This is a genomic window from Sphingobacteriaceae bacterium, from assembly GCA_002319075.1.
Taxonomy (GTDB): Bacteria; Bacteroidota; Bacteroidia; order B-17B0; family Aurantibacillaceae; genus Aurantibacillus.
In genome coordinates, this window is the sequence record NVQB01000001.1 from 2,419,168 (window position 1) to 2,438,558 (window position 19,391).

General features: G+C 37.9%; 19 protein-coding genes. 9 read left to right on the forward strand and 10 right to left on the reverse strand.

Going from position 1 to position 19,391, the window contains the following annotated elements; translation table 11 throughout:
- Positions 1–10: 10 nt before the first annotated feature.
- Together CNR22_10535 and CNR22_10540 are read right to left on the reverse strand one after the other, a co-directional pair.
- Positions 11–538 (reverse strand): hypothetical protein, encoded by a 528-nt coding sequence (locus tag CNR22_10535; protein ID PBQ32189.1) that lies wholly within the window; start codon positions 536–538, stop codon positions 11–13.
- Between the two features lie 36 nt (positions 539–574).
- A complete protein-coding gene (locus CNR22_10540; protein ID PBQ32190.1) occupies positions 575–1,105 on the reverse strand; it encodes a hypothetical protein in 531 nt (176 codons plus the stop codon).
- A gap of 153 nt (positions 1,106–1,258) precedes the next feature.
- Between CNR22_10540 and CNR22_10545 the strand changes: the two genes are divergently transcribed.
- The gene (locus CNR22_10545; protein PBQ32191.1) at positions 1,259–2,200 is read left to right on the forward strand and encodes a hypothetical protein; all 942 of its coding nucleotides are present in this window, start codon (positions 1,259–1,261) and stop codon (positions 2,198–2,200) included.
- A gap of 33 nt (positions 2,201–2,233) precedes the next feature.
- Here the strand turns inward: CNR22_10545 and CNR22_10550 are convergent, their stop codons facing one another.
- Both CNR22_10550 and CNR22_10555 read right to left on the reverse strand, forming a co-directional pair.
- Positions 2,234–2,929 carry a hypothetical protein gene (locus CNR22_10550; GenBank protein ID PBQ32192.1) on the reverse strand — a complete coding sequence of 232 codons (696 nt, stop codon included), beginning with the start codon at positions 2,927–2,929 and terminating at the stop codon, positions 2,234–2,236.
- 5 nt (positions 2,930–2,934) lie between these two features.
- Positions 2,935–3,879 carry an NAD-dependent epimerase gene (locus CNR22_10555; protein PBQ32193.1) on the reverse strand — a complete coding sequence of 315 codons (945 nt, stop codon included), beginning with the start codon at positions 3,877–3,879 and terminating at the stop codon, positions 2,935–2,937.
- A gap of 125 nt (positions 3,880–4,004) precedes the next feature.
- On the opposite strand from CNR22_10555, the gene CNR22_10560 reads away from it, so the two are divergent.
- The 4 genes from CNR22_10560 (at position 4,005) to CNR22_10575 (ending at position 7,424) form a co-directional block, all read left to right on the forward strand.
- Positions 4,005–5,069, forward strand: a complete 1,065-nt coding sequence (locus tag CNR22_10560) for a hypothetical protein (protein PBQ32194.1) — start codon at positions 4,005–4,007, stop codon at positions 5,067–5,069.
- Positions 5,070–5,091: 22 nt separating this feature from the next.
- A complete protein-coding gene (locus CNR22_10565; GenBank protein PBQ32195.1) occupies positions 5,092–5,652 on the forward strand; it encodes a hypothetical protein in 561 nt (186 codons plus the stop codon).
- 17 nt (positions 5,653–5,669) lie between these two features.
- A complete protein-coding gene (locus CNR22_10570) occupies positions 5,670–6,827 on the forward strand; it encodes a homogentisate 1,2-dioxygenase (GenBank protein PBQ32196.1) in 1,158 nt (385 codons plus the stop codon).
- Between the two features lie 75 nt (positions 6,828–6,902).
- Complete coding sequence (locus CNR22_10575; protein PBQ32197.1) at positions 6,903–7,424, forward strand: hypothetical protein; 522 nt, start codon at positions 6,903–6,905, stop codon at positions 7,422–7,424.
- Here the strand turns inward: CNR22_10575 and trpS are convergent, their stop codons facing one another.
- The 4 genes from trpS to CNR22_10595 form a co-directional block, all read right to left on the reverse strand.
- Positions 7,425–8,396 carry a tryptophan--tRNA ligase gene (gene trpS / locus CNR22_10580; protein PBQ32198.1) on the reverse strand — a complete coding sequence of 324 codons (972 nt, stop codon included), beginning with the start codon at positions 8,394–8,396 and terminating at the stop codon, positions 7,425–7,427. It lies immediately after the preceding gene.
- Positions 8,397–8,422: 26 nt separating this feature from the next.
- On the reverse strand, positions 8,423–9,997 hold the full coding sequence (locus tag CNR22_10585; GenBank protein ID PBQ32199.1) for an FAD-binding protein: 1,575 nt from the start codon (positions 9,995–9,997) through the stop codon (positions 8,423–8,425).
- Positions 9,998–10,053: 56 nt separating this feature from the next.
- Complete coding sequence (locus tag CNR22_10590; GenBank protein ID PBQ32200.1) at positions 10,054–10,821, reverse strand: hypothetical protein; 768 nt, start codon at positions 10,819–10,821, stop codon at positions 10,054–10,056.
- Between the two features lie 108 nt (positions 10,822–10,929).
- A complete protein-coding gene (locus CNR22_10595; GenBank protein PBQ32201.1) occupies positions 10,930–11,763 on the reverse strand; it encodes a hypothetical protein in 834 nt (277 codons plus the stop codon).
- Positions 11,764–11,795: 32 nt separating this feature from the next.
- On the opposite strand from CNR22_10595, the gene CNR22_10600 reads away from it, so the two are divergent.
- Genes CNR22_10600 through rfaE2 form a run of 3 tightly spaced genes read left to right on the forward strand, consistent with a single transcriptional unit; the run spans position 11,796 to position 13,642 of the window.
- Positions 11,796–12,146: an aspartate 1-decarboxylase gene (locus tag CNR22_10600; protein PBQ32202.1), complete on the forward strand. Its 351-nt coding sequence runs from the start codon at positions 11,796–11,798 to the stop codon at positions 12,144–12,146.
- Position 12,147: 1 nt separating this feature from the next.
- On the forward strand, positions 12,148–13,173 hold the full coding sequence (locus CNR22_10605) for a hypothetical protein (GenBank protein PBQ32203.1): 1,026 nt from the start codon (positions 12,148–12,150) through the stop codon (positions 13,171–13,173).
- Entirely contained in the window at positions 13,151–13,642 is a 492-nt protein-coding gene (gene rfaE2, locus CNR22_10610; GenBank protein PBQ32204.1) for a D-glycero-beta-D-manno-heptose 1-phosphate adenylyltransferase, read from the forward strand. Before CNR22_10605 ends, rfaE2 begins: the two co-directional genes overlap by 23 nt.
- Before the next feature lie 10 nt (positions 13,643–13,652).
- Here rfaE2 and CNR22_10615 read toward each other — a convergent pair whose 3' ends face one another.
- Entirely contained in the window at positions 13,653–16,223 is a 2,571-nt protein-coding gene (locus tag CNR22_10615; GenBank protein PBQ32205.1) for a hypothetical protein, read from the reverse strand.
- 139 nt (positions 16,224–16,362) lie between these two features.
- On the opposite strand from CNR22_10615, the gene CNR22_10620 reads away from it, so the two are divergent.
- A complete protein-coding gene (locus tag CNR22_10620) occupies positions 16,363–17,994 on the forward strand; it encodes a hypothetical protein (protein ID PBQ32206.1) in 1,632 nt (543 codons plus the stop codon).
- Between the two features lie 68 nt (positions 17,995–18,062).
- Here CNR22_10620 and CNR22_10625 read toward each other — a convergent pair whose 3' ends face one another.
- Entirely contained in the window at positions 18,063–18,938 is an 876-nt protein-coding gene (locus tag CNR22_10625) for a hypothetical protein (protein PBQ34875.1), read from the reverse strand.
- Between the last annotated feature and the right edge of the window lie 453 nt (positions 18,939–19,391).

Consider the following 19,391-nt stretch of genomic DNA (forward strand, 5'->3'; position numbering starts at 1 on the left):
GAGCTTAAAATTATTGTTCGAAAGTAAACTCTTCGTTAAAGCCATTTGCATTATACTGGTATCCTCTGACCAGCACGAGCTTTTTCGCTCTTAGTTCCTTAATGTTATAAACAATGTCTGAGGGGAAAATGACACGAGAATCATGAAGCAAGATTTCTTCCTTATTTTTTTTCCCACCAATTCCTCCGGTAAAATTCCAAGTACCTACAATACCATGTCTGTCGTTGTATTCTAGCTGACGAGACTCATTTACCTCACCATTTTTTTTAAATTCTATAAAATAGAATATGTCTCCTTTTTCTGTTTGATTAGACCCTGTATATTTTTGTATATATTCATTCCTCGTATATTCAGTCGTGGTAGTCCACGACGGAAAACTAACAGTTGTTTTTAGACCACTTACGAGTTTCCATTTTCCTACAACCCTTGCCTTTCGTGTTCTCAAAGATAACAAAGGATCATCTTCACCTTTTTTGCATTCGGTGAAACAAAGACTTAATAAAAGTAGAACTGACAAATAGATTTTTTGGGATTTCATAAGAAGTTGAATAGGGGACGAAACTACACATTTATTTTATTGTTCGAATGTAAATTCTTCTGAGTAAGTAAAATTAGTATTGATATTAGAATTTCTGCAGAGTACAAGTTTTTTATTTCTTAATTCTTTAATGGAATAAACAACTTCCCTATTTACACTTGTTTGAGGATCGACAATTACGAGTTGCTCCTTGTTTTTCAACTTTCCAACCCCACCCGTAAAATTCCACGTTCCGCTCATGGTATAAGAACCTGCAGATGCCAAAAGATTTTGGATATCTACAGCGCCGTTCTTATTAAAATTTATTTTAAAGAATGACTCACCTTCGCTAACAATTTGCTTGCCGTCAAAAGTACTCACCTGCCGGTAGGAGTCGCGGGTGAAAGTAGTCTCTATGACGGAACCAAAAACGTATTGGGAATGGATGCCTTTTGTCATCTTCCAGTTTCCTTCCACGCGCGCTTTGCGTGTGCGCAGAGAAATTGCGGGATCATCTTCTCCTTTTTTGCAGCTTGTGAGAAGTAGAGAAAATAATAAAATAGGCGTTATGAGCTTAAGTGTTTTCATAGTTTTAAAGGTTTAGTAAACTATATAAATATGACGGAAATATGTAACGTTTAGCTTTGTAATTTATGTGGCGATCTTTATCAGCGATTATGGATTTAACATTTTCCGGCATCATATCTGTTACTCTTATTTAAATTAATTTAACCCAAACCTATGAAAAAAAGCATTCACTATTTAATCCTGATCAGTACTTTACTTGTTTTTTCCTGTAGAAAAGATAAAAAGTCCGAAAGCGAGTCTTCACCGGAAACACCTGTTGTAATAGACAACTACACTTCACTAAGTGATTTTTATTTAAAGAATGGAGTGCAAAAAGAAACATTTACTTTTAATGCCGGAACAGGTGGTAGTTTTATATCACAGCAAGGAACTACTATCAATATAGCGCCCAATACTTTCACTCCAGCTTCAGCAAGTGTTGTAATTGAGTTTAAAGACATTTATAAAAAAAGCGATATGTTATTGTCTGACATGCCTACACAAGCGTATGATGGTACGATTTTAAAGTCTGCAGGCGAATTTTTTATTAAAGCTCTTATAAATAATAATGCGGTGGAATTAAAGTCAAACGCCAAGATCCAAATTTTACAGCCATTAAAACAAGCTCTTGACACAGGCATGAAACCTTTTGTGATATTAGTCGATACTAATAAAACCGGGTCTGGATGGTATAACAATCCAGGCGACTCTGTTTTTTATACTACGTCAAATTATGTTTATGACCTGTATAATTTTTCGAGTCCTGCAAGTAGCGGCACCTGGTGTAACAGCGATAATCCAAACTATTTTTCATCTTCTGTTCAAACAACTCTCACTATTCATGCTAACCAAACCGGTAATTTGAATAATATTTTTCTCGTTTTTAAGGATGTAAATAGTATGGTTCATGTATATAAATATAACCAGGCAGACGATTATATTTATAACTATGCTCCAACCGGCCTTAAATGCACGGTGGTAGCTTTAGGAGTGAAAGACAACAAACTCTATTCGTCCTTTACCCCCATCACTATAAGCTCCAACCAAACGGTTAGTTTTGACCTGATTGAGACAACTACTGAAAATTTTAAGGCCGCTTTAAAAGCGCTCGACTAGCCAACTCAAAGCACAGCTGCATATGATTACTTATTACTTTAGTGGCTCATAATGATAAGGACGGAAGCGATAAGCTAATCCTAATTCCATTAAGGCTCCTCTTTCGTAACCAACTTCCAGATTGAAGGCAAGGTTAGTTGTGATGTAATAACGGTAGCCAAGTGTTGGAGCAATATACAAACCATTGGGAAGTTTTACATCCGCAAAGCCATATCCGTAAGTTCCTGTCTGTGAAACTGTAATTGCTAAGGAGTTTTTGGTAAATCCAAAGGCACATCCTACAAATAAATCGGACTTTACACTTTCAAGCGGAATGTGATAATTAGGCCTTAGTCCGAGGGATCCGCTACTAAGCCTGTAGCTATATTTATCTTCCATTTGTTTTCCGGCCTGTGTACCATTGGCAACGGTATAAGAGTCGGTTACTCTGATCTCAATGCCATACCATGCAAAACTCAATCCCAGAGAGAAGTTTTTTGTGAGGGCGTATTCGTATTTTAAACAAAGAGGATTTGTTCCTTTTATTTTAGTTTGAATAGCCCCTTTAAAGCCTTCTTTAAAAGAAGTCTTCTCTGTTTGAAGGCGGGTAATAGATTTGTTAAGGTGCGGTATACCAATGCCCGCGCTACAAATAGCATCTTTTTTCTGAAAGGCCTGTGCAATTAAAAGTGTATTTACTACCATCAATACCAGAAGGAGGCAGCACTTTTTTTGGGTAAGAAAACGCATGCGTGTTATTTAAGATTCTCCAGCATATTCTCTACCAGTTTTGGAAGATCGTATTTTACTTTCCAGTTCCAGTCTTTTTGCGCGTGCGAATCGTCAATACTTTTCGGCCAGCTGTCGGCAATGGCCTGGCGGAAATCTGGATTATAAGAAATCTTAAAGTCAGGAATATGTTTTTTTATTTCTGCAGCTATTTCTTTAGGACTAAAACTGATTCCTGATAGATTGTAAGCACCTCTTATTTTAATACTTTCGGCAGGAGCGTGCATGATTTCAATGGTTGCGCGGATAGCATCTTCCATGTGCATCATAGGTAAAGCTGTGTTTTCACTTAAGAAACATTCGTAGCTTCCATTTTTTAAAGCTTCGTGAAAAATATGGACAGCATAATCCGTAGTTCCCCCACCCGGAGCGCTTTTCCAGCCAATTAAACCCGGGTAGCGTAAACTTCTAACATCTACACCATGTTTTTTAAAATACCATTCGCACCATCTTTCACCCGCTTGTTTACTGATCCCGTAAATAGTAGAGGGCTCCATAACGGTGTATTGTGGGGTGTTTTCGCTTGGTGTAGTAGGACCAAAAACCGCGATAGAACTTGGCCAATAAACTTTAGAAATGTGTTTTTCTTTAGCAAGATCTAATACGTGAAATAAGCTTTCCATATTGAGTTTCCAGGCTGACATAGGTTTTTGTTCGCCTGTGGCAGATAATAAAGCCGCAAGATGATACACCTGAGTGATACCATGTTTTTTTACTATGGAAAACATCGCATCCTTGTCCAAAGCATCCAGTCTTTCAAAAGGATTATTTTTAAAAGCATCTTCCGGTGCTTTTAAATCTGAGGGAACTACATTTTCAGCCCCATAAATGTTAGATAAATTTTCGGTTAATTCTAACCCGATTTGCCCTCCGGCCCCTATTATTAATACCTTTTCCTGCGTATTCGACATGACTTATATCACTTATGTTTTAGAACAATTTTTGTATCTTTGCAATCGTTTGCAAACGTAAAAAGAATTTTTGATTTAAAAAGCGCTTTTTGCACGATAATATAACCTGCAATTATTTTTATCAGATGTCAATTTTAGTAAACCGTACCGACAAAAACGTTCTTAAGCAACGTTTAAAAGAAGAAAATATCAAACGTAAAACCATTTCGTTTTACCGCTACGTTCAGATTCCTGAACCTCATGCATTAAGAGATGAACTTTTCAAAAGCTGGAACGACCTGAATTGTTTTGGCCGCATCTATCTTGCCAAAGAAGGAATTAATGCTCAAATGAGCGTTCCAGAGGAAAATTGGGAAGCCTTTGTAGCTTTAGTTCATGGCTTGCCTTATTTTAAAGATGTGCCTTTTAAGCACGCAGTAGATGGCAATGGAAAATCCTTTTACAAACTTATCGTAAAGGTGCGTGAAAAAATTGTGGCGGATGGAATCGAAGATGAAAATTTTGATCCCGCCAACACAGGTTCTTATTTAAATGCCGGGGAATTTAATAAAGCCGTTGCCGACGAAGATACCATTGTGATTGACATGCGCAATCATTATGAGAGTGAGGTAGGAAGGTTTGACAGAGCATTTTGTCCGGACGCGGATACTTTTAGAGAGGAGTTACCTTTAGTGATTGATCATTTAAGAGGTCAGGAAGACAAAAAGATTGTAATGTATTGCACGGGAGGTATTCGCTGTGAAAAAGCCAGTGCTTATTTTAAACACAAAGGGTTTAAAGATGTGCATCATTTAAAAGGCGGGATTATTCAATACGCGCAGGAAATAAAAGAACAAAACCTTGAAAGCAAATTCAAAGGGATGAATTTTGTTTTTGATGAGCGTATTGGAGAACGTATTACGGAAGATATTTTATCAGAATGTCACCAATGCGGCAAACCTTGCGACACACACACGAATTGCAAAAACGATGATTGCCACCTGTTATTTATTCAGTGTGCCGAATGTGCTGAGAAAATGAACGGCTGCTGCACCCCGGATTGCGTTAGAATTGCAGCGCTTCCGATAGAAGAACAACGCGAGCTTCGCAAAGGCAGAGTTAAGAATGGTCCGGAGTGTTTATCTGTTTATAAAAGCCGCCTGCGCCCCAATTTAAAGGAGATATTGAAAAATAACCTATCTTTAAAATAAATAAAATTAACCCCCCACACACATGAAAAACGCAGCCATAGTAATTTTAGCTGTCCTGGTATTTGCAGGGATTACCTCCTGCCAAAAAACAAAAGATGAAGTAAATAAAGCTACGGCGTTTGATATGAATTATACCACAGGTGATATTACGATACCATCATCTACTTTAGCGGCTGTAGTTACAGGTACAACTCAAACTGTTGAGTTTAATACTCCTGAAATTTCAACCGCTTCGGCAAGTCGCTTCACATCAGAATCTACCACACAAGATCTTATTGAAGAAATTAAAATGACAAAGTTTACTATTTCTAACTCTAGTGGAAATTTGAACTTTTTAAAATCCATTAATATTTACATTAAGACGAGCGGACTAGGCGATCTTCTTATTGCGACTAAAACTGTTATTCCGCAAAATGTTTCTACGGTTAATGCAGATTTAACGGATGTGAACATAAAACAATTTATTTTCAAGGATAAAATTCAATTTAAAGTAAGTGTTACTTTGATTGCAGGAACTAATGCATCGGGAGATCAAAAATTAAAGACCTCGCAAACCATGCACGTAAAAGGAAAACGTATTTAAAATTTAAAAGCATCCCTATGCCGATCTATCACAAGCTTGGAGAAATTCCACAAAAAAGACATACAATTTTTAAAGACAAAAAAGACAACTTTTATTACGAGCAATTGTTCGGAACGGAAGGGTTTCACGGTATGTCTTCGTTGCTTTACCATGTGCACCGTCCTACTCAGGTAAAAGAAATAATCAAAAGTTATTCGGTTGAGCCTAAAATAGCCATTGGTAAAAACATTAAAGCGCTTTTATTAAAAGGTTTTGAAATTAAACCTGAAGCAGATTTTTTAGCAAGCAGAAAAACACTTTTAATTAATTCTGATTGTGCAATTGGTTTAGCAGCCCCCACTCAAAGTCAAACCGAGTACTTTTATAAGAATGCCGATGCCGACGAAATGCTTTTTATTCATAAAGGGAAAGGCACTTTGAAAACAATGATGGGTAACATTGACTTTGAATACGGCGATTACCTGATCATTCCGCGTGGCATGATTTATCAAATGCATTTTGAAACGAGCGATAACCGTTTGTTGTTTTGCGAAAGTCATTCGCCCTACTACACGCCGAAACGTTACAAAAATTCGCAAGGGCAATTGTTAGAACATTCACCCTTTTGCGAGCGCGATTATAAATTACCAACGGTTATAGAAACGCATGATCAAAAAGGAGACTTCTTGATTAAGATAAAAAAGGAAGGTATGATGCATGAAGTGATTTATGCTACGCATCCTTTTGATGTGGTGGGTTGGGACGGTTATAATTTTCCATGGGGGTTTTCTATTCATAATTTTGAACCTATAACAGGTCGCATACATCAACCGCCTCCGGTGCATCAGACTTTCGAAACAAACACTTTTGTAGTTTGCAGTTTCTGTCCACGTTTATACGATTATCATCCTTTAGCAGTGCCCGCTCCATACAATCACAGCAACATTGATAGCGATGAGGTTTTGTATTATGTAGATGGGGATTTTATGAGCCGTAATAATATTGAACAAGGCCATATTACTTTGCATCCAAAAGGCATTCCTCATGGTCCGGCCCCCGGAGCTATGGAGCGCAGTATAGGTCATAAGGAAACACAAGAACTGGCTGTAATGATTGATACCTTTAAACCTTTGATGGTGACTGAAGAGGCCATGGGTATTGATGATGGAAAATATTACAAGAGCTGGGTTGAATAGACGACAAAGGCATCGATGAAATGGTTTTATCTTTTTGGTTTGCTTGTGTATTCAGTGTCAATAAAGTCGCAGAACATGCTGGCATGGGACAAAAATTATCAGCTTCAATTTTCTGATTTTCAATCACCCGCAACTCAGGTAGGACAAGGAAGTAATTACAGTATATATTCCACTGCTAGTTTCGACTATTCCTTTTACATGCTTCAGGCAGAATTTATGTTCACTAAAAACTTTAATTCCAAAGTAAATTGCTCATTTCAACGGAATGCTTCTTCCATTGTTGCTGTTGACAGCACAATGGCGTATCAGCTTTTGAACTTTGGAAGGTATTCTTTTGATCTTGCGGAATTGTATGCGAGAAAATTCAGAAAGAAAATTTACGAAGAGAAGACTGCTTTTTCCGATGTAAGTTTTTGCAAGCCTATCTATGAGGAAATGTCTCAGGCACTTAATACGCAACATGCTTTTGCGGCAAGACAATGCGATCTCGGTAGGAATGAAGAAAAGCTCAAACAACTGCATGGAGAAATTTTAAAAGAAATAGAAATGCTTTCAGATTTCTGTAAAACTTGTAAACCTCCTAAAAAGAAAAAATAATTAGTACCCCAAAACCTCTCGTATCTGCTTCAGCTTATCATTCGCCATTTTATTAGCCTTCGCTTCTCCAATAGCTAGTTCTTTTTCAAGTAAATCAGGATTAGCCATAAAGTGATCGTAAGTTTTACGGGGCTCTTTATATTTTTCGAGAATCAAATTCAACAAGGCCGTTTTTGCGTGACCATAACCAAAGCCGCCTTTCAAATAATTCTGGCGCATGGTTCCTGTTTCTTCGGGGCTTGCTAAGAGCGCGTACAATTTAAATGTATTATCTGTTTCCGGATCTTTGGGATCCTCCAGGCTCTTGCTATCACTTACAATGCTCATGACTACTTTTTTCAATTCTTTTTCCGGAAGAAAAATATTGATGAAATTGTTATAAGACTTACTCATTTTTTGCCCGTCGATTCCCGGAACGATCATTACACGAGAATCTGTCAATCCTTCAGGAACGACAAGAATTTCCTTCTCCAGTTTATGGTTAAATGATCTTGCAATGTCCGCAGCGATTTCCAAATGTTGCATTTGGTCTTTTCCAACTGGAACAAATTGCGCATCATACAATAGAATATCAGCCGCCATTAAAACCGGGTAAGTAAATAAACCGGCATTTACATCACTCAAACGCTCACTTTTATCTTTAAAAGAATGCGCGTTGGCCAACATTGGAAAAGGGGTGAAACAATTCAAATACCAGGTTAACTCCGTAACTTGTGGCACACGACTCTGACGGTAAAAAACCGTTCTATGCGGATCGAGTCCGAAAGCCAACCAGGTGGCTGCTACTGACTTTGTACTTTCTTTAATAAATTCAGCGTCCTTCTTACTGGTTAAAGTGTGAAGATCTGCAATAAAAAATAAACTGTCGTTCTCAGCTTTTTTACTTAGTTCAATGGCAGGTATAATAGCGCCCAGCAAATTACCAAGATGCGGAACGTTAGTGCTTTGTATACCAGTTAAAATTCGTGACATAATTTAAAAATACAAATGTACTATTTTTAGTAATTCAAACTGTTGGCGCAGCGCTCGCCATCCATGGCGGCACTTACAATACCTCCGGCATAACCTGCCCCCTCTCCACAAGGAAAAAGATTTTTCAATTGGGGATGATAGAGCAGATCTTTATCGCGTGGAATTCGCACAGGAGTTGAGGTGCGCGACTCTACGCCAACTATCAAAGCTTCGTTTGTCATGTAACCGCGCATCTTAGTTCCAAAAGCTTTAAAACCTTCTTTTAAGGCGGGGCCAATTAACCTGCCTAAAACTTGTTGCATTTCTACACTTTTTAAACCTGGTTGATAGCTGCAATCTGGTAAAGAAGAACTTACTCGCCCATTTGTAAAGTCTTGCAGACGTTGGGCTGGCGCTGTCTGTGTCTTTCCGCCAAAAGCCCAGGCGGTGTGTTCAAATTGTTTTTGAAATTCAAGCCCGGCCAATGCCCCAAATTTTTTATAGGGTTCAAAATCTTTTAATTCCAGTCCCACAACAATTCCACTATTAGCATAGGGATTATTTCGTTTACTCGGGCTCCATCCGTTAGTTACCACTTCTTCCTGGCTTGTAGCGCAGGGCGCTATGATTCCGCCCGGGCACATACAAAAAGAATAAACGCCATAACCTTTTACCTGTTGAACCAAACTATAACTTGCGGCCGGTAAAAATTCGCGTTTCTCAATAACTTCATTCAGACTTCCACAATGATATTGTATACTGTCTATTAAGGATTGAGGATGTTCGACGCGAACACCAAGCGCAAAAGGTTTTGCTTCGAGGAGGATGTTTTTAGCGTTGAGCAATTCATAGATGTCGCGCGCAGAATGCCCTGTGGCCAGGATAACATTTTGTACGGGAAAATCTTGTTCGCCTTTTTCGCTTGATAATTTTATAGAAGTGAGCTTTTCATTGCTAGTAGAAAAGTCAATTAACTTAGAATTAAAATGTACTTCACCACCAAATTGCAAAATGGTTTCGCGCATAAATTGAATCAATTGCGGCAATTTATTAGTACCAATGTGAGGATGCGCGTCAATTAAAATTTCTTCGCTGGCACCATGATAAACAAAGGTCTTAAGTATTTTATCAATGTCACCGCGCTTATTTGACCTTGTATATAGCTTGCCATCGCTGTATGTTCCGGCACCACCTTCTCCGAAACAATAATTACTTTCGGGATTTACGATCTGTTCTTTATTGATAGCGGCAAGATCTCTCCTTCGTGCTTTCACATCTTTACCGCGCTCTATAATAATTGGTTTTATGCCCAGTTCCAGGCAACGTAATGCAGCGAATAATCCTGCAGGTCCTGCCCCTATAATGTGACAGGTTTTGGCAGATGACGAAACATCGGGATAAGTAATGTGAATTTTTTCACGCAGAATCTCTTCATCCACTGCCGCCTGAACAGTAAGGTTAATTCGGATCTTTCTTCCACGTGCATCAATACTTCGTTTTAGAATTTTTATGTGAAGCGTTGAATCTGATTTCAAAGAGAGCTGTTCGCGCACTTCTTCTTTTAGCAGGACTTCGTTTAAAGCCGTTTGAGGACTAACCTGTAGTTGTAGTTTTGTTTGCATAGTTGGAAGATTTTTATTCTTCAGTTGGACACGAAGTTTATCAATTTTTTCGGTTCCTATCCTTCAAAGGTAATACTAAATACCACCATTCGTGAACGTATTTTATCGATGCTATTTGTAAATACACTATTCTCTTTTTTAAGGAGATTTTTAGTTCCTATCAATAATTTTAATTCAAAACCCAGTTTAAAATATTGCAGATAGAAATCGGTGCCCGCACCGGCACTGTAAAAGTAGTCATCACGCAAAACTTTTACATTATCATCCAATTGATTTGGGCCCCCTGTTGAACCATTTCCGGCTTTCTTTCTTGCAGAGAGATCGAGTGTATAACCACCGCCGCCAATAACATAAGCAGAGAAATTAGCCTGACGTTTTGATTGTATTTTAACTTCCATCGGAAAAATGAGAAAAACAGATTCTACTGTTTTTTCAAAGATCTTTACACTATCTCTGTCAGGCGTATTAAGAGTATATTGAATTTTGCGGGTCCCAAAACTAATGTTAGGCGTAAATCTTAAACGCACATATTGTGCAATTCGGGCGTCTCCAACCAGGCCTATAGCGAAACCTCCCGAGGGTTTAGAGTAAATGGTTTTAATTTGATAACGAGAGTCACCTATCAATGTATCAGGAAAGAAAGAATTGGGCACGGGATTAATTCTAAAATCGGTTTGATTTCCGGCAATAGTAAATCCGAAATGAATTTTTTGTTGATAGAACCTTGGCAGGTTAACTCCGTAACCATCACTTTCCTGCGACAAAAGAAAGGCTGAGTATAAAAACGCGGTAAGTATTAAGGCTATTCTTTTCAGAGAGATGATAAGTAATTTACACGTTTAAATGTGCAAAGTTATTGATTTAGTTGAGTTTAACCGGAGTATAAAACTAATAAAAAAACCTAAATCTTCTCTTCGTATTCAAGGTAAAAGTCAGGGGCCCTCAAAAGTAATGCTAAACACAACCATACGTGAACGTACCTTATCGATACTGTTTGTAAAAACGCTGTTCTCTTTTTTCATGAGATTTTTGTTTCCTATAAGGAGTTTCAATTCAAATCCGAGTTTGAAATAATTGAGATAAAAATCGGTTCCTGCACCGGCGCTATAAAAATAATCGTCGCGCAAAATCTTTACGTTATCGTCTAATTGGTTAGCGCCACCTGTAGATCCGTTTCCGGCTTTTTTTCTTGCTGAAAGATCGAGCGTATAACCACCGCCACCAATTACGTATGCCGAAAAATTGCCCTGACGTTTGGATTGTATTTTAACTTCCAAAGGAAAAATGAGGAAAACAGATTCAACAGATTTTTCGAAGAACTTTAGAGTATCCCTATTCTGACTTGCTAGAGTATATTGAATTTTGCGCGTTCCGAAACTAATGTTGGGTGTAAATCTTAAACGGAGATACTCTGCTACTCGTTTGTCTACGACCAATCCAATAGCGAAGGCAGATGAAGGTTTCGAGTAAACGGTTTTTACAGTGTAACGTGATTCTCCCATAAGTGTATCTGGAAAAACAGAATTAGGAACAGGGTTAATTCTAAAATCTGTTTGATTGCCGGCGATAGTAAATCCGAAGTGGATTTTATCCTTGTAAAATCTGGGCAGATTAACGCCATATCCATCGCTAACCTGTGAGAAAAGAAGTGCTGAGTGTAAAAAAGCACTGACTATTAAAGCTATTCTTGCCAGGTAATAATAACGCGAAAAAATGAGGTTAAATTGTGCAAAGCAGTTGATTTTAGCGGGTTTTTTATTCTTCAATTACTAATAAAAAACCCTAAATTTGTAGCCTTATGGAAATTCAGGTTATGAAATCTAAACTGCATTGTGTAACTGTTACACAGGCGGAATTGGATTATATAGGAAGTGTTACTATTGATGAAGATTTGATGGATGCTGCAAATTTGATTGAGAACGAGCAGGTGCACATTTTGAACAAAAATAATGGTGAACGTTTTATCACTTACGTCTTAAAAGGAGAGAGGGGAAGCGGAGTAATTTGCCTGAATGGTCCTGCAGCTTTAAAGGTAAAATTGAGTGATGTTGTTATCATCATTTCATACGCGAACATGGATTTTGAAAAAGCAAAAACATTTCGTCCCTGGGTTGTTTTTCCGGATACTACAACAAATAAACTAAAATAATATGGGCAAAAATACCAGGTCAATTATACAGTTTGTTGTTTTATTGGGTATTGGTATTTTGTTAATCTGGTTATCTGTCAGCGGAATTACACCCAAACAGAAGCAAGAAATTTATGTGGCATTTCAAACCGCAGATTATCTGTGGGTAGCAGTGGCAATGGTAATTTCTTTTTTCAGCCACTTTTTAAGGGCTTACCGTTGGAATTATTTATTACAACCCGTAGGGTATAAAACAAATTTGCTGAATGCTACCTGTCACGTCTTAGTCGGTTATTTTGCAAATTATGGCATTCCCCGCATGGGTGAAGTAACACGCTGCACGCTAGCTTCCAAATACGATAAAGTGCCTTTTGAAGTGGGCTTTGGAACAGTGATCACAGAAAGGATTATAGATTTCATTTTGTTTCTTATCATTTTTGTGTTGACCCTCGCATTACAATTTTCTGAATTAATAGGGCTTGCAAATAAACTTATTTTTGATCCGCTTCGTCTTAAACTAGCGGGAATGGGTGCTAGCCCCTTAAAATTGGTCATACTGGCTAGTGTTGTTCTTGGTTTTTTTGCAGTACTATTTTTATTAAGAAAAAAATTTACAGCTCTTTTAAAAGGAAAGCTGGGAGGCATTGTAAAAGGGATGGGGGAAGGCATTGGTTCTGTTAGGAAAATGGAAAGTCCTTTAAAATTTATAGGACTTAGTTTAATGATCTGGGCCTGCTATTTTTACTCGCTCTATTTTTGTTTTTTCGCATTGCCAGGAACTTCGCATTTGGGACAAAAAGAATGTTTGACCTTATTGCTTTTCGGAACGTTTGGTGTGATCTTTTCGCCGGGCGGATTGGGAGCCTATCCAGCCATTCTTGGAGGAATTTTGATCACCACTTACAACATCGACAAAGTTTCTTCTTTTGCTTTACCTTGGCTTTCCTGGACCAGTCAATTTATACTAATTGTTTTTCTTGGAATTATAAGCCTGATAATTTTACCACTTTACAACCGTAAAAAAGATGTCGTTTCACCAACTGCTTAAAGATAAAATTGTAAGCAAAGAAGAGGCTTTAAAAAAGTTAGAAGTCTATCGCAATGCCGGTAAAAAAATTGTTTTTACAAATGGCTGTTTTGACATTTTACATCCGGGTCATGTGGATTATCTGAGCCAGGCGAGAGACCTCGGAGATACTTTGGTTCTTGGCTTGAATACCGACAATTCTGTAAAACGTTTACAAAAAGCTCCTAATCGTCCCATAAACTCGGAAGAAACGCGTGCCATTGTTTTGGCTGGATTAGCCTGCATTGATTTGATTGTTTTTTTCGACGAAGAAACACCTTACGAGCTCATTCAATTTTTGCAACCTAACGTACTCGTTAAAGGTGACGATTACAAAGCTGAGAATATTGTAGGCTACGATATTGTAAAAGCAAATGGCGGAGAAATTAAAACTATTCCCATGGTTCAGGGATACTCAACTACCAAAATCATTGCAAAAATTCTGCAATAAAAATTTAACGTTAGTAGCTATCTAATCTTGGGATACTGCGTTTCGGAATTTTGACATCGCTTAGCATAGAAGATTTTAGATTTACAGTCAGGTTATAACTTTTGTTAGGTCCAAAGGGAATCCAGTCTATACGAGCCTCCCAGCATTTAAGATCACGGTAAATATTAACGCTGGTGTAACTTAAGCGTCTTGTATTAAAATCAAAACCACTGGTAATACCAAGTTTCCAGAATTTGGTAGGCATCAAGTCTCCCGAAAAATTAAGTAGCTGACTGGTAAGAACTTTTCTATCATTGTTATTGGTCAAATTAAGATTATACCCCACACGTAAGTTCCAGGGAAGTTTTTCCTGGGCATTTAAATCGTTTTGTGCGCCACGCTCAGCTCCGTTAGTCTGATCGGTTGGCTGCCTTGTTTTTCGCAAAGCTTCGAGCATATTACTGCCTATAGAAGTATTAATACCAACGCCGGCGTTTGTAAACCGCGCTAAACGACCATCGGCACTGTAAACATAGTCTTTGGTTCTGTTGCCTGAAATTTTATTGTACACATACGGATCAAAAGCAGAACTTGCATTAATATCAAAATATTTGAACAGCACTGTTCTCAGGGTGATTCCAACTGTACTCATTTTCTGACTATCGGCCGCAAAATTATAAGCGCCATTTAATCCCAGTCCCTGTATCAATGTAACTTTTTTGTACGTTATTCCGGTGTCGGATTTTTGTTTGAGTTTTGCTTCAATGGTGTTGTTTAAATTTAAAGACAAAGCACTTTGTTTTCCTCTTGCAGGACCGCCGTATATGCCTTTTTCAAAAATCGAATACTTTGTTTTATTTCCAAGTGTGTCGTACTGTATGTTTTTCCAGATAGTGTATTTAGGTTCGCCAAAATCGGGTCTGTAGGTATAGGCAAGTGTCGGAATGAGTAAATGCCGTATTTGTTTGACCTTTCCTTTTTTAAACATGTAATCGAAATATACTTTTGTATTAAAAGAAGTGGAGAAATTTGCGTCGTAGGCTGCTACTAAATCTTTGTTTGTCTTTGTGTTAATAAGGGCCGTATTAACGGTTCTTTGAACAATAACTGAATCTTGCCCTGTTACCAGACTTTTAATCGCAAAGTCTTGGAGGGTTGGTTGTGTGGTATAAGTTTTACTGATACTCTTAGTGTACATCACCGAGGTTAAATTAATGGCGGGAGTAGCGGTAATGTATTTGAGAATATTAAAATTTGTGCTGATGGGCACTGTATGTCTTATTCCTAGGTTCATGCTATCAAGTGGAGAGCCTTTAAAAATTGTGGAGTCTGTACCACTCAGTTTATTTTGGGTTTCTAACAAGTAGCTGATTCCAATTTTGTCGATCACAGTTTGTTTTACAGCATTTTGCCTTTTAAAAGGATAAAAACGGTTGATGTTGAAGGTGAGTTGGGGGAAAACTATTTCCACCTGCTTGTTTGCACTTTGACTGTGCATGGCATTAATGCTTAAAGAACTGAGTTTGTAGGTTTTTGTGAAATTAATGTTCGACAAAAAGGTATTGGTAAGATACTGCCCGGTATTAATAGCATTAAAGCGGTTGTAACTTTGGTTTTTTATGAAATTCACATTAGCTCCAAAACGCATGGAAGGATCGCTTTTGTTATCCTGGTTGTGTATCCACCTGATTTCGTATGCCCTTTGCTGCGTGTAAGATGTTGGCACATCTTTATCACCAATGTTAAATTTGCTATAACTCAGATAAGCCGATCCGCTTGACTTATAGAGTATCCTGTAATTGTTGGTGGTATTTAAAGCCCAGGTACCGTTCGCGTATATATCTCCTCGAACGACCATGTCCGTTTTGTCGTTTATACCTATGTAATAGCCCCCATTACGCAAATTCAGACCTCTTTCGGCGGAGGTTCCAAAGGTTGGCATTAAAATGCCATTGGCTTGTTTTTTCGTATTTGGAAAAAAACCAAACGGCAAACCGAGTGGCGTAGGAACATTTCCTATTTCAAGATACATGGGTCCGGTTACAATCTTATCGTCAGGAATTGCCTTGGCCTTCGTGGCCCTAAAGGCAGTTCGGGCATCCGCTTCCTGGCAGGGGAGGCAACGCATGTCTTTAAAATAAACATTGTTTAAACTATCCTTTTTAATTTCCTTCCCAATCACCAGTATCTCACCTTGCTTGGTGAGTGCATTAAATATTTTTCCTTTTTTGGTTTTAAGATTGTACATGATCTTATCGGCTTCCATGGTTTCTGAACCATCTTTAAATACCGGGGTCCCCACCAGTTTGCCCGTACTATCTTTTTTACCGTAAGCCATGATCATATTTTTTGTATAATCAATTTCTATGTATTCGGCTTCAATGTCTGTACTTCCGTAGGTCACTTTTGCTTTCCCATAAAGCAAAGCTTTGCCTTCATTAGGAAGAGCCACGATACTATCTTGAGCAGAATATTTAACTTGCTCTTCCAGACTTTCAGAATCTTCTTCGGGTTTTGCGATTGGAGCGGCCATAGTATCAACGCTAACTTTTTTTAACGTATCTCCGGGACCAGTTTGGGCGTTTAACTCGCTAATAATCAAAGATATTAACAAGACTAAGAAGAAAACTACTTTATTATGTGTGACGACTATCAAGCAGAATCAGATACTTTTATTCAAAGCACAAGTGTGCACAAAGCTACAATACTTTAACGTATTGCATAACAATTTATTAGGGTTCATGGTTAAAAAATTACAATATTTTATTGTACTGGTAGGTCTTGCTATTACTGGGTTTGCGTTCTCTTATTTACATAAAGCGGGCGGAAATGCAATTAAGATAATTGTCATTGATCCAGGCCATGGGGGCAAAGACCCCGGCTGTTCAGGCGCTATTCATAAGGAAAAAGAAGTAGCTTTAGCTGTTGCCCTGAAACTGGGAAAATACATCGAAGAAAATTTTAAAGATGTAAAGGTCATTTATACCCGTACAACCGATGTATTTGTAGAGTTAGAAGATCGCGCTCAGATTGCCAATAAAGCCAAGGCAGATCTTTTCATTTCGATTCATTGCAATGCGGCCGGAAAGCCTGTAATGATCAAAGATCCCAAAACTGGCAAAAAACGTCCGAAGGTCTATAAGAATAAAAAAGGAAAACTCGTTGTAGTAGAAAAGCCAAATCCTGTTCCTTTCGGCACTGAAACTTACGTAATGGGTTTAAAAAACGAAGAGGGAAAAATGAAGGTGGCAACACGTGAAAACTCCGCGATTTTTTATGAAGACGATTATGAAAAAAAGTATGGAGGATTTGATCCGGAAAGCGAAGAGAGTTATATCATCATGAGTAATTATACTTCGGCTTATGTGATTCAAAGTGCCAGTCTGGCCATGAAAATGCAGGAAGAGTATGGTAAAAAGGCGGGGCGTATTGACAAAGGCGTTCACCGTCAAAGTATCTGGGTGTTATGGCGCACTTCCATGCCAAGTATTTTAACAGAAATCGGCTATCTTACAAATCCTTTGGAAGAAACTTTTTTAGGAAGCGCGAAAGGCCAGGAATATCTTGCCAAGGCTATGTTCAGGGGACTTCGTAAATATAAAGACGAGGTAGAGGGAAAAAAAAAAGAGTACAATGACGAATTCGAAAACCAGGTAGCCCTTGAAAACGAAAATATAAAGGCAGGAAACATACCCGGCGTGAAAAAAGTAAGTGACGACGATGAGGATGAAGTGGAAGCGCCCAAAGCTCCGGAGAAAGTTAAGGAAGAGGTTGTTGAAGTAAAAATTTCTGAACCCGATTCGGAAAAAATAAAATCAAAACCCATCGCTGTTGAACAAGGTTCTGTAGCACTCAAGCAAGAAAATCCACGAGAAGTAGTTCCTGAGGTTAAACAGCCGGAAGTTGTTGTTAAACAGCCGGAATTGGAAACTGAGCCAGAAAAACAAGAAAAAACGGATACGGTAGTTTCTGCTGCTGCTATAGCTGAAAAATTTAAAAAAGAATTAAAACCTGTCAACGACCCAAAAAAGGAGGCTGTTGTTGCTGAAAAAAAGGAACAGGAAGTGAAGCTCCAGGAAATAAAGAAAAAAGAGGAAGTACTGAAAACAGAAATTCTTTTTAAAGTGCAATTCGCTACAAGCGATATCGCCTTAAATTTAAAACAGGAGAAATTCGCGGCTATTGCAGATGCGGATTTTTACAGAGTAAATAATACTTTAAAATATACTTCAGGAAAATTTTTAGCCCTAAAAGATGCTTCTGCACACCAAAATTACCTGAGAGAAAAGGGCTTTAAAGACTGCTTTGTTATCGCCTTGAAAAATGGTCAGAGAATAGATTTAGCGGAAGCAAAGAAACTTTCAGGACAGTAAATAAAAAAGAATAAACTAAAAAACCGGTTAACGTTTTGCGTTAACCGGTTTCTTTTTAAAAGGACTTTTTATTTTGTTAGCACTAATTCATCGATGATGTTTTTAGCACCTCCTAATTTGTCAACTACAAATAACAGGTAACGTACATCTAAACAGATGGTACGGTTAAGTTCTCCGTCGAAGGCGATCTTATGGCTTAAAGCTTCGTAATTTCCATCAAAGGCAAGACCAATTAACTCTCCTTTAGCGTTTAATACAGGCGACCCGGAATTTCCTCCGGTGATATCGTTTGTAGTAATAAAGCTTACCACAACATCGTTGGCTTTTTTGTCAATGTATTGACCGTAGTCTTTAGCTTTTATCAATTCAATCAACTTAGCAGGAGCATCAAATTCATAATCGCCTGGTTGATATTTTTCCATTACGCCATTCAAGGTGCAAACTTCGCTGTATTTAACCCCATCTTTTGGAGAATAAGATTTTACATTGCCATAAGACACACGCATGGTGAAATTTGCATCAGGATATAAAGCTTGTCCTTTTTTCATTTCAAGGATCCCTTTTAAGTATAGATTGCTGTACGCATAACCATTAGCAATAAAAGCTGTAAAATACTTCTGGTAGTTTTTTGAAAAGTTTGAAGTAAAGGCAGTTGCGGTTTTGTAAGCAATATCCTGGTGTAATGTTGCAGTATCTAATTTTGAAAGGAACACACTGTCCATAATATGTATCTCTTTACGGAACAGTTCTTTTCTTTCGGTTGACAGGCGTAAACTATCTTCTTTTTTCATTCCTTTTAAAGAAGCGCTATAAACTGAAAGCTCTTTATTTTTTGTAGCTATTACTTTAGCCGAGTTTAAAAATAGTGTTTTCTCAAAAACAGCATCTGCAAACTTTTTATAAGTCTCATCTGAATTCAGATCGCCATAGTCTTTTTGAATCATGTCGTAGAATGCTTGTGGGCGTTGACTTGCATCCACATCAGTATAATACCTTTTTAAAACAACAGCCAGAATTTTTTTGTCAGAAGCCATATTTTCGCCTTGAGAAAAACGTTCATAAATAGGAGTTACATTAGGACCTTTCTTTAGATCTTCTGGTTTTTTTGCAGCCTTTTCATCAAGTATTCTGCCCATGTTCGAAGCTACAGACATTAATGGCGAACCTAGAATCCCTTCCGTTAAATAAACACGTCCTTTAGCATAAGGAGTCCATGCATCATAAGTGTTTTTAATATTTTGAAAAAGATTATCGTATTCTGATTTTCCTTTTGCCCATAATTCAAACGCTTTTTCTTCTTTTTCTTTTTGAGCAAGCACATTGTGTTTTACAAGTTGTTTACTTTCCCCGTAAAAAAATTTCCAGTAGTTAGCAATACCGGCATAAGAACTTGCCAA

What these genes read in the sequence shown, in the direction of transcription:
- CNR22_10535 (PBQ32189.1), bottom strand. Translation starts at nt 538, where the DNA reads ATGAAATCCCAAAAAATCTATTTGTCAGTTCTACTTTTATTAAGTCTT.
- CNR22_10540 (PBQ32190.1), bottom strand. Translation starts at nt 1,105, where the DNA reads ATGAAAACACTTAAGCTCATAACGCCTATTTTATTATTTTCTCTACTT.
- CNR22_10545 (PBQ32191.1), top strand. Translation starts at nt 1,259, where the DNA reads ATGAAAAAAAGCATTCACTATTTAATCCTGATCAGTACTTTACTTGTT.
- CNR22_10550 (PBQ32192.1), bottom strand. Translation starts at nt 2,929, where the DNA reads ATGCGTTTTCTTACCCAAAAAAAGTGCTGCCTCCTTCTGGTATTGATG.
- CNR22_10555 (PBQ32193.1), bottom strand. Translation starts at nt 3,879, where the DNA reads ATGTCGAATACGCAGGAAAAGGTATTAATAATAGGGGCCGGAGGGCAA.
- CNR22_10560 (PBQ32194.1), top strand. Translation starts at nt 4,005, where the DNA reads ATGTCAATTTTAGTAAACCGTACCGACAAAAACGTTCTTAAGCAACGT.
- CNR22_10565 (PBQ32195.1), top strand. Translation starts at nt 5,092, where the DNA reads ATGAAAAACGCAGCCATAGTAATTTTAGCTGTCCTGGTATTTGCAGGG.
- CNR22_10570 (PBQ32196.1), top strand. Translation starts at nt 5,670, where the DNA reads ATGCCGATCTATCACAAGCTTGGAGAAATTCCACAAAAAAGACATACA.
- CNR22_10575 (PBQ32197.1), top strand. Translation starts at nt 6,903, where the DNA reads ATGCTGGCATGGGACAAAAATTATCAGCTTCAATTTTCTGATTTTCAA.
- trpS (PBQ32198.1), bottom strand. Translation starts at nt 8,396, where the DNA reads ATGTCACGAATTTTAACTGGTATACAAAGCACTAACGTTCCGCATCTT.
- CNR22_10585 (PBQ32199.1), bottom strand. Translation starts at nt 9,997, where the DNA reads ATGCAAACAAAACTACAACTACAGGTTAGTCCTCAAACGGCTTTAAAC.
- CNR22_10600 (PBQ32202.1), top strand. Translation starts at nt 11,796, where the DNA reads ATGGAAATTCAGGTTATGAAATCTAAACTGCATTGTGTAACTGTTACA.
- CNR22_10605 (PBQ32203.1), top strand. Translation starts at nt 12,148, where the DNA reads ATGGGCAAAAATACCAGGTCAATTATACAGTTTGTTGTTTTATTGGGT.
- rfaE2 (PBQ32204.1), top strand. Translation starts at nt 13,151, where the DNA reads ATGTCGTTTCACCAACTGCTTAAAGATAAAATTGTAAGCAAAGAAGAG.
- CNR22_10620 (PBQ32206.1), top strand. Translation starts at nt 16,363, where the DNA reads ATGGTTAAAAAATTACAATATTTTATTGTACTGGTAGGTCTTGCTATT.
- CNR22_10625 (PBQ34875.1), bottom strand. Translation starts at nt 18,938, where the DNA reads ATGATTCAAAAAGACTATGGCGATCTGAATTCAGATGAGACTTATAAA.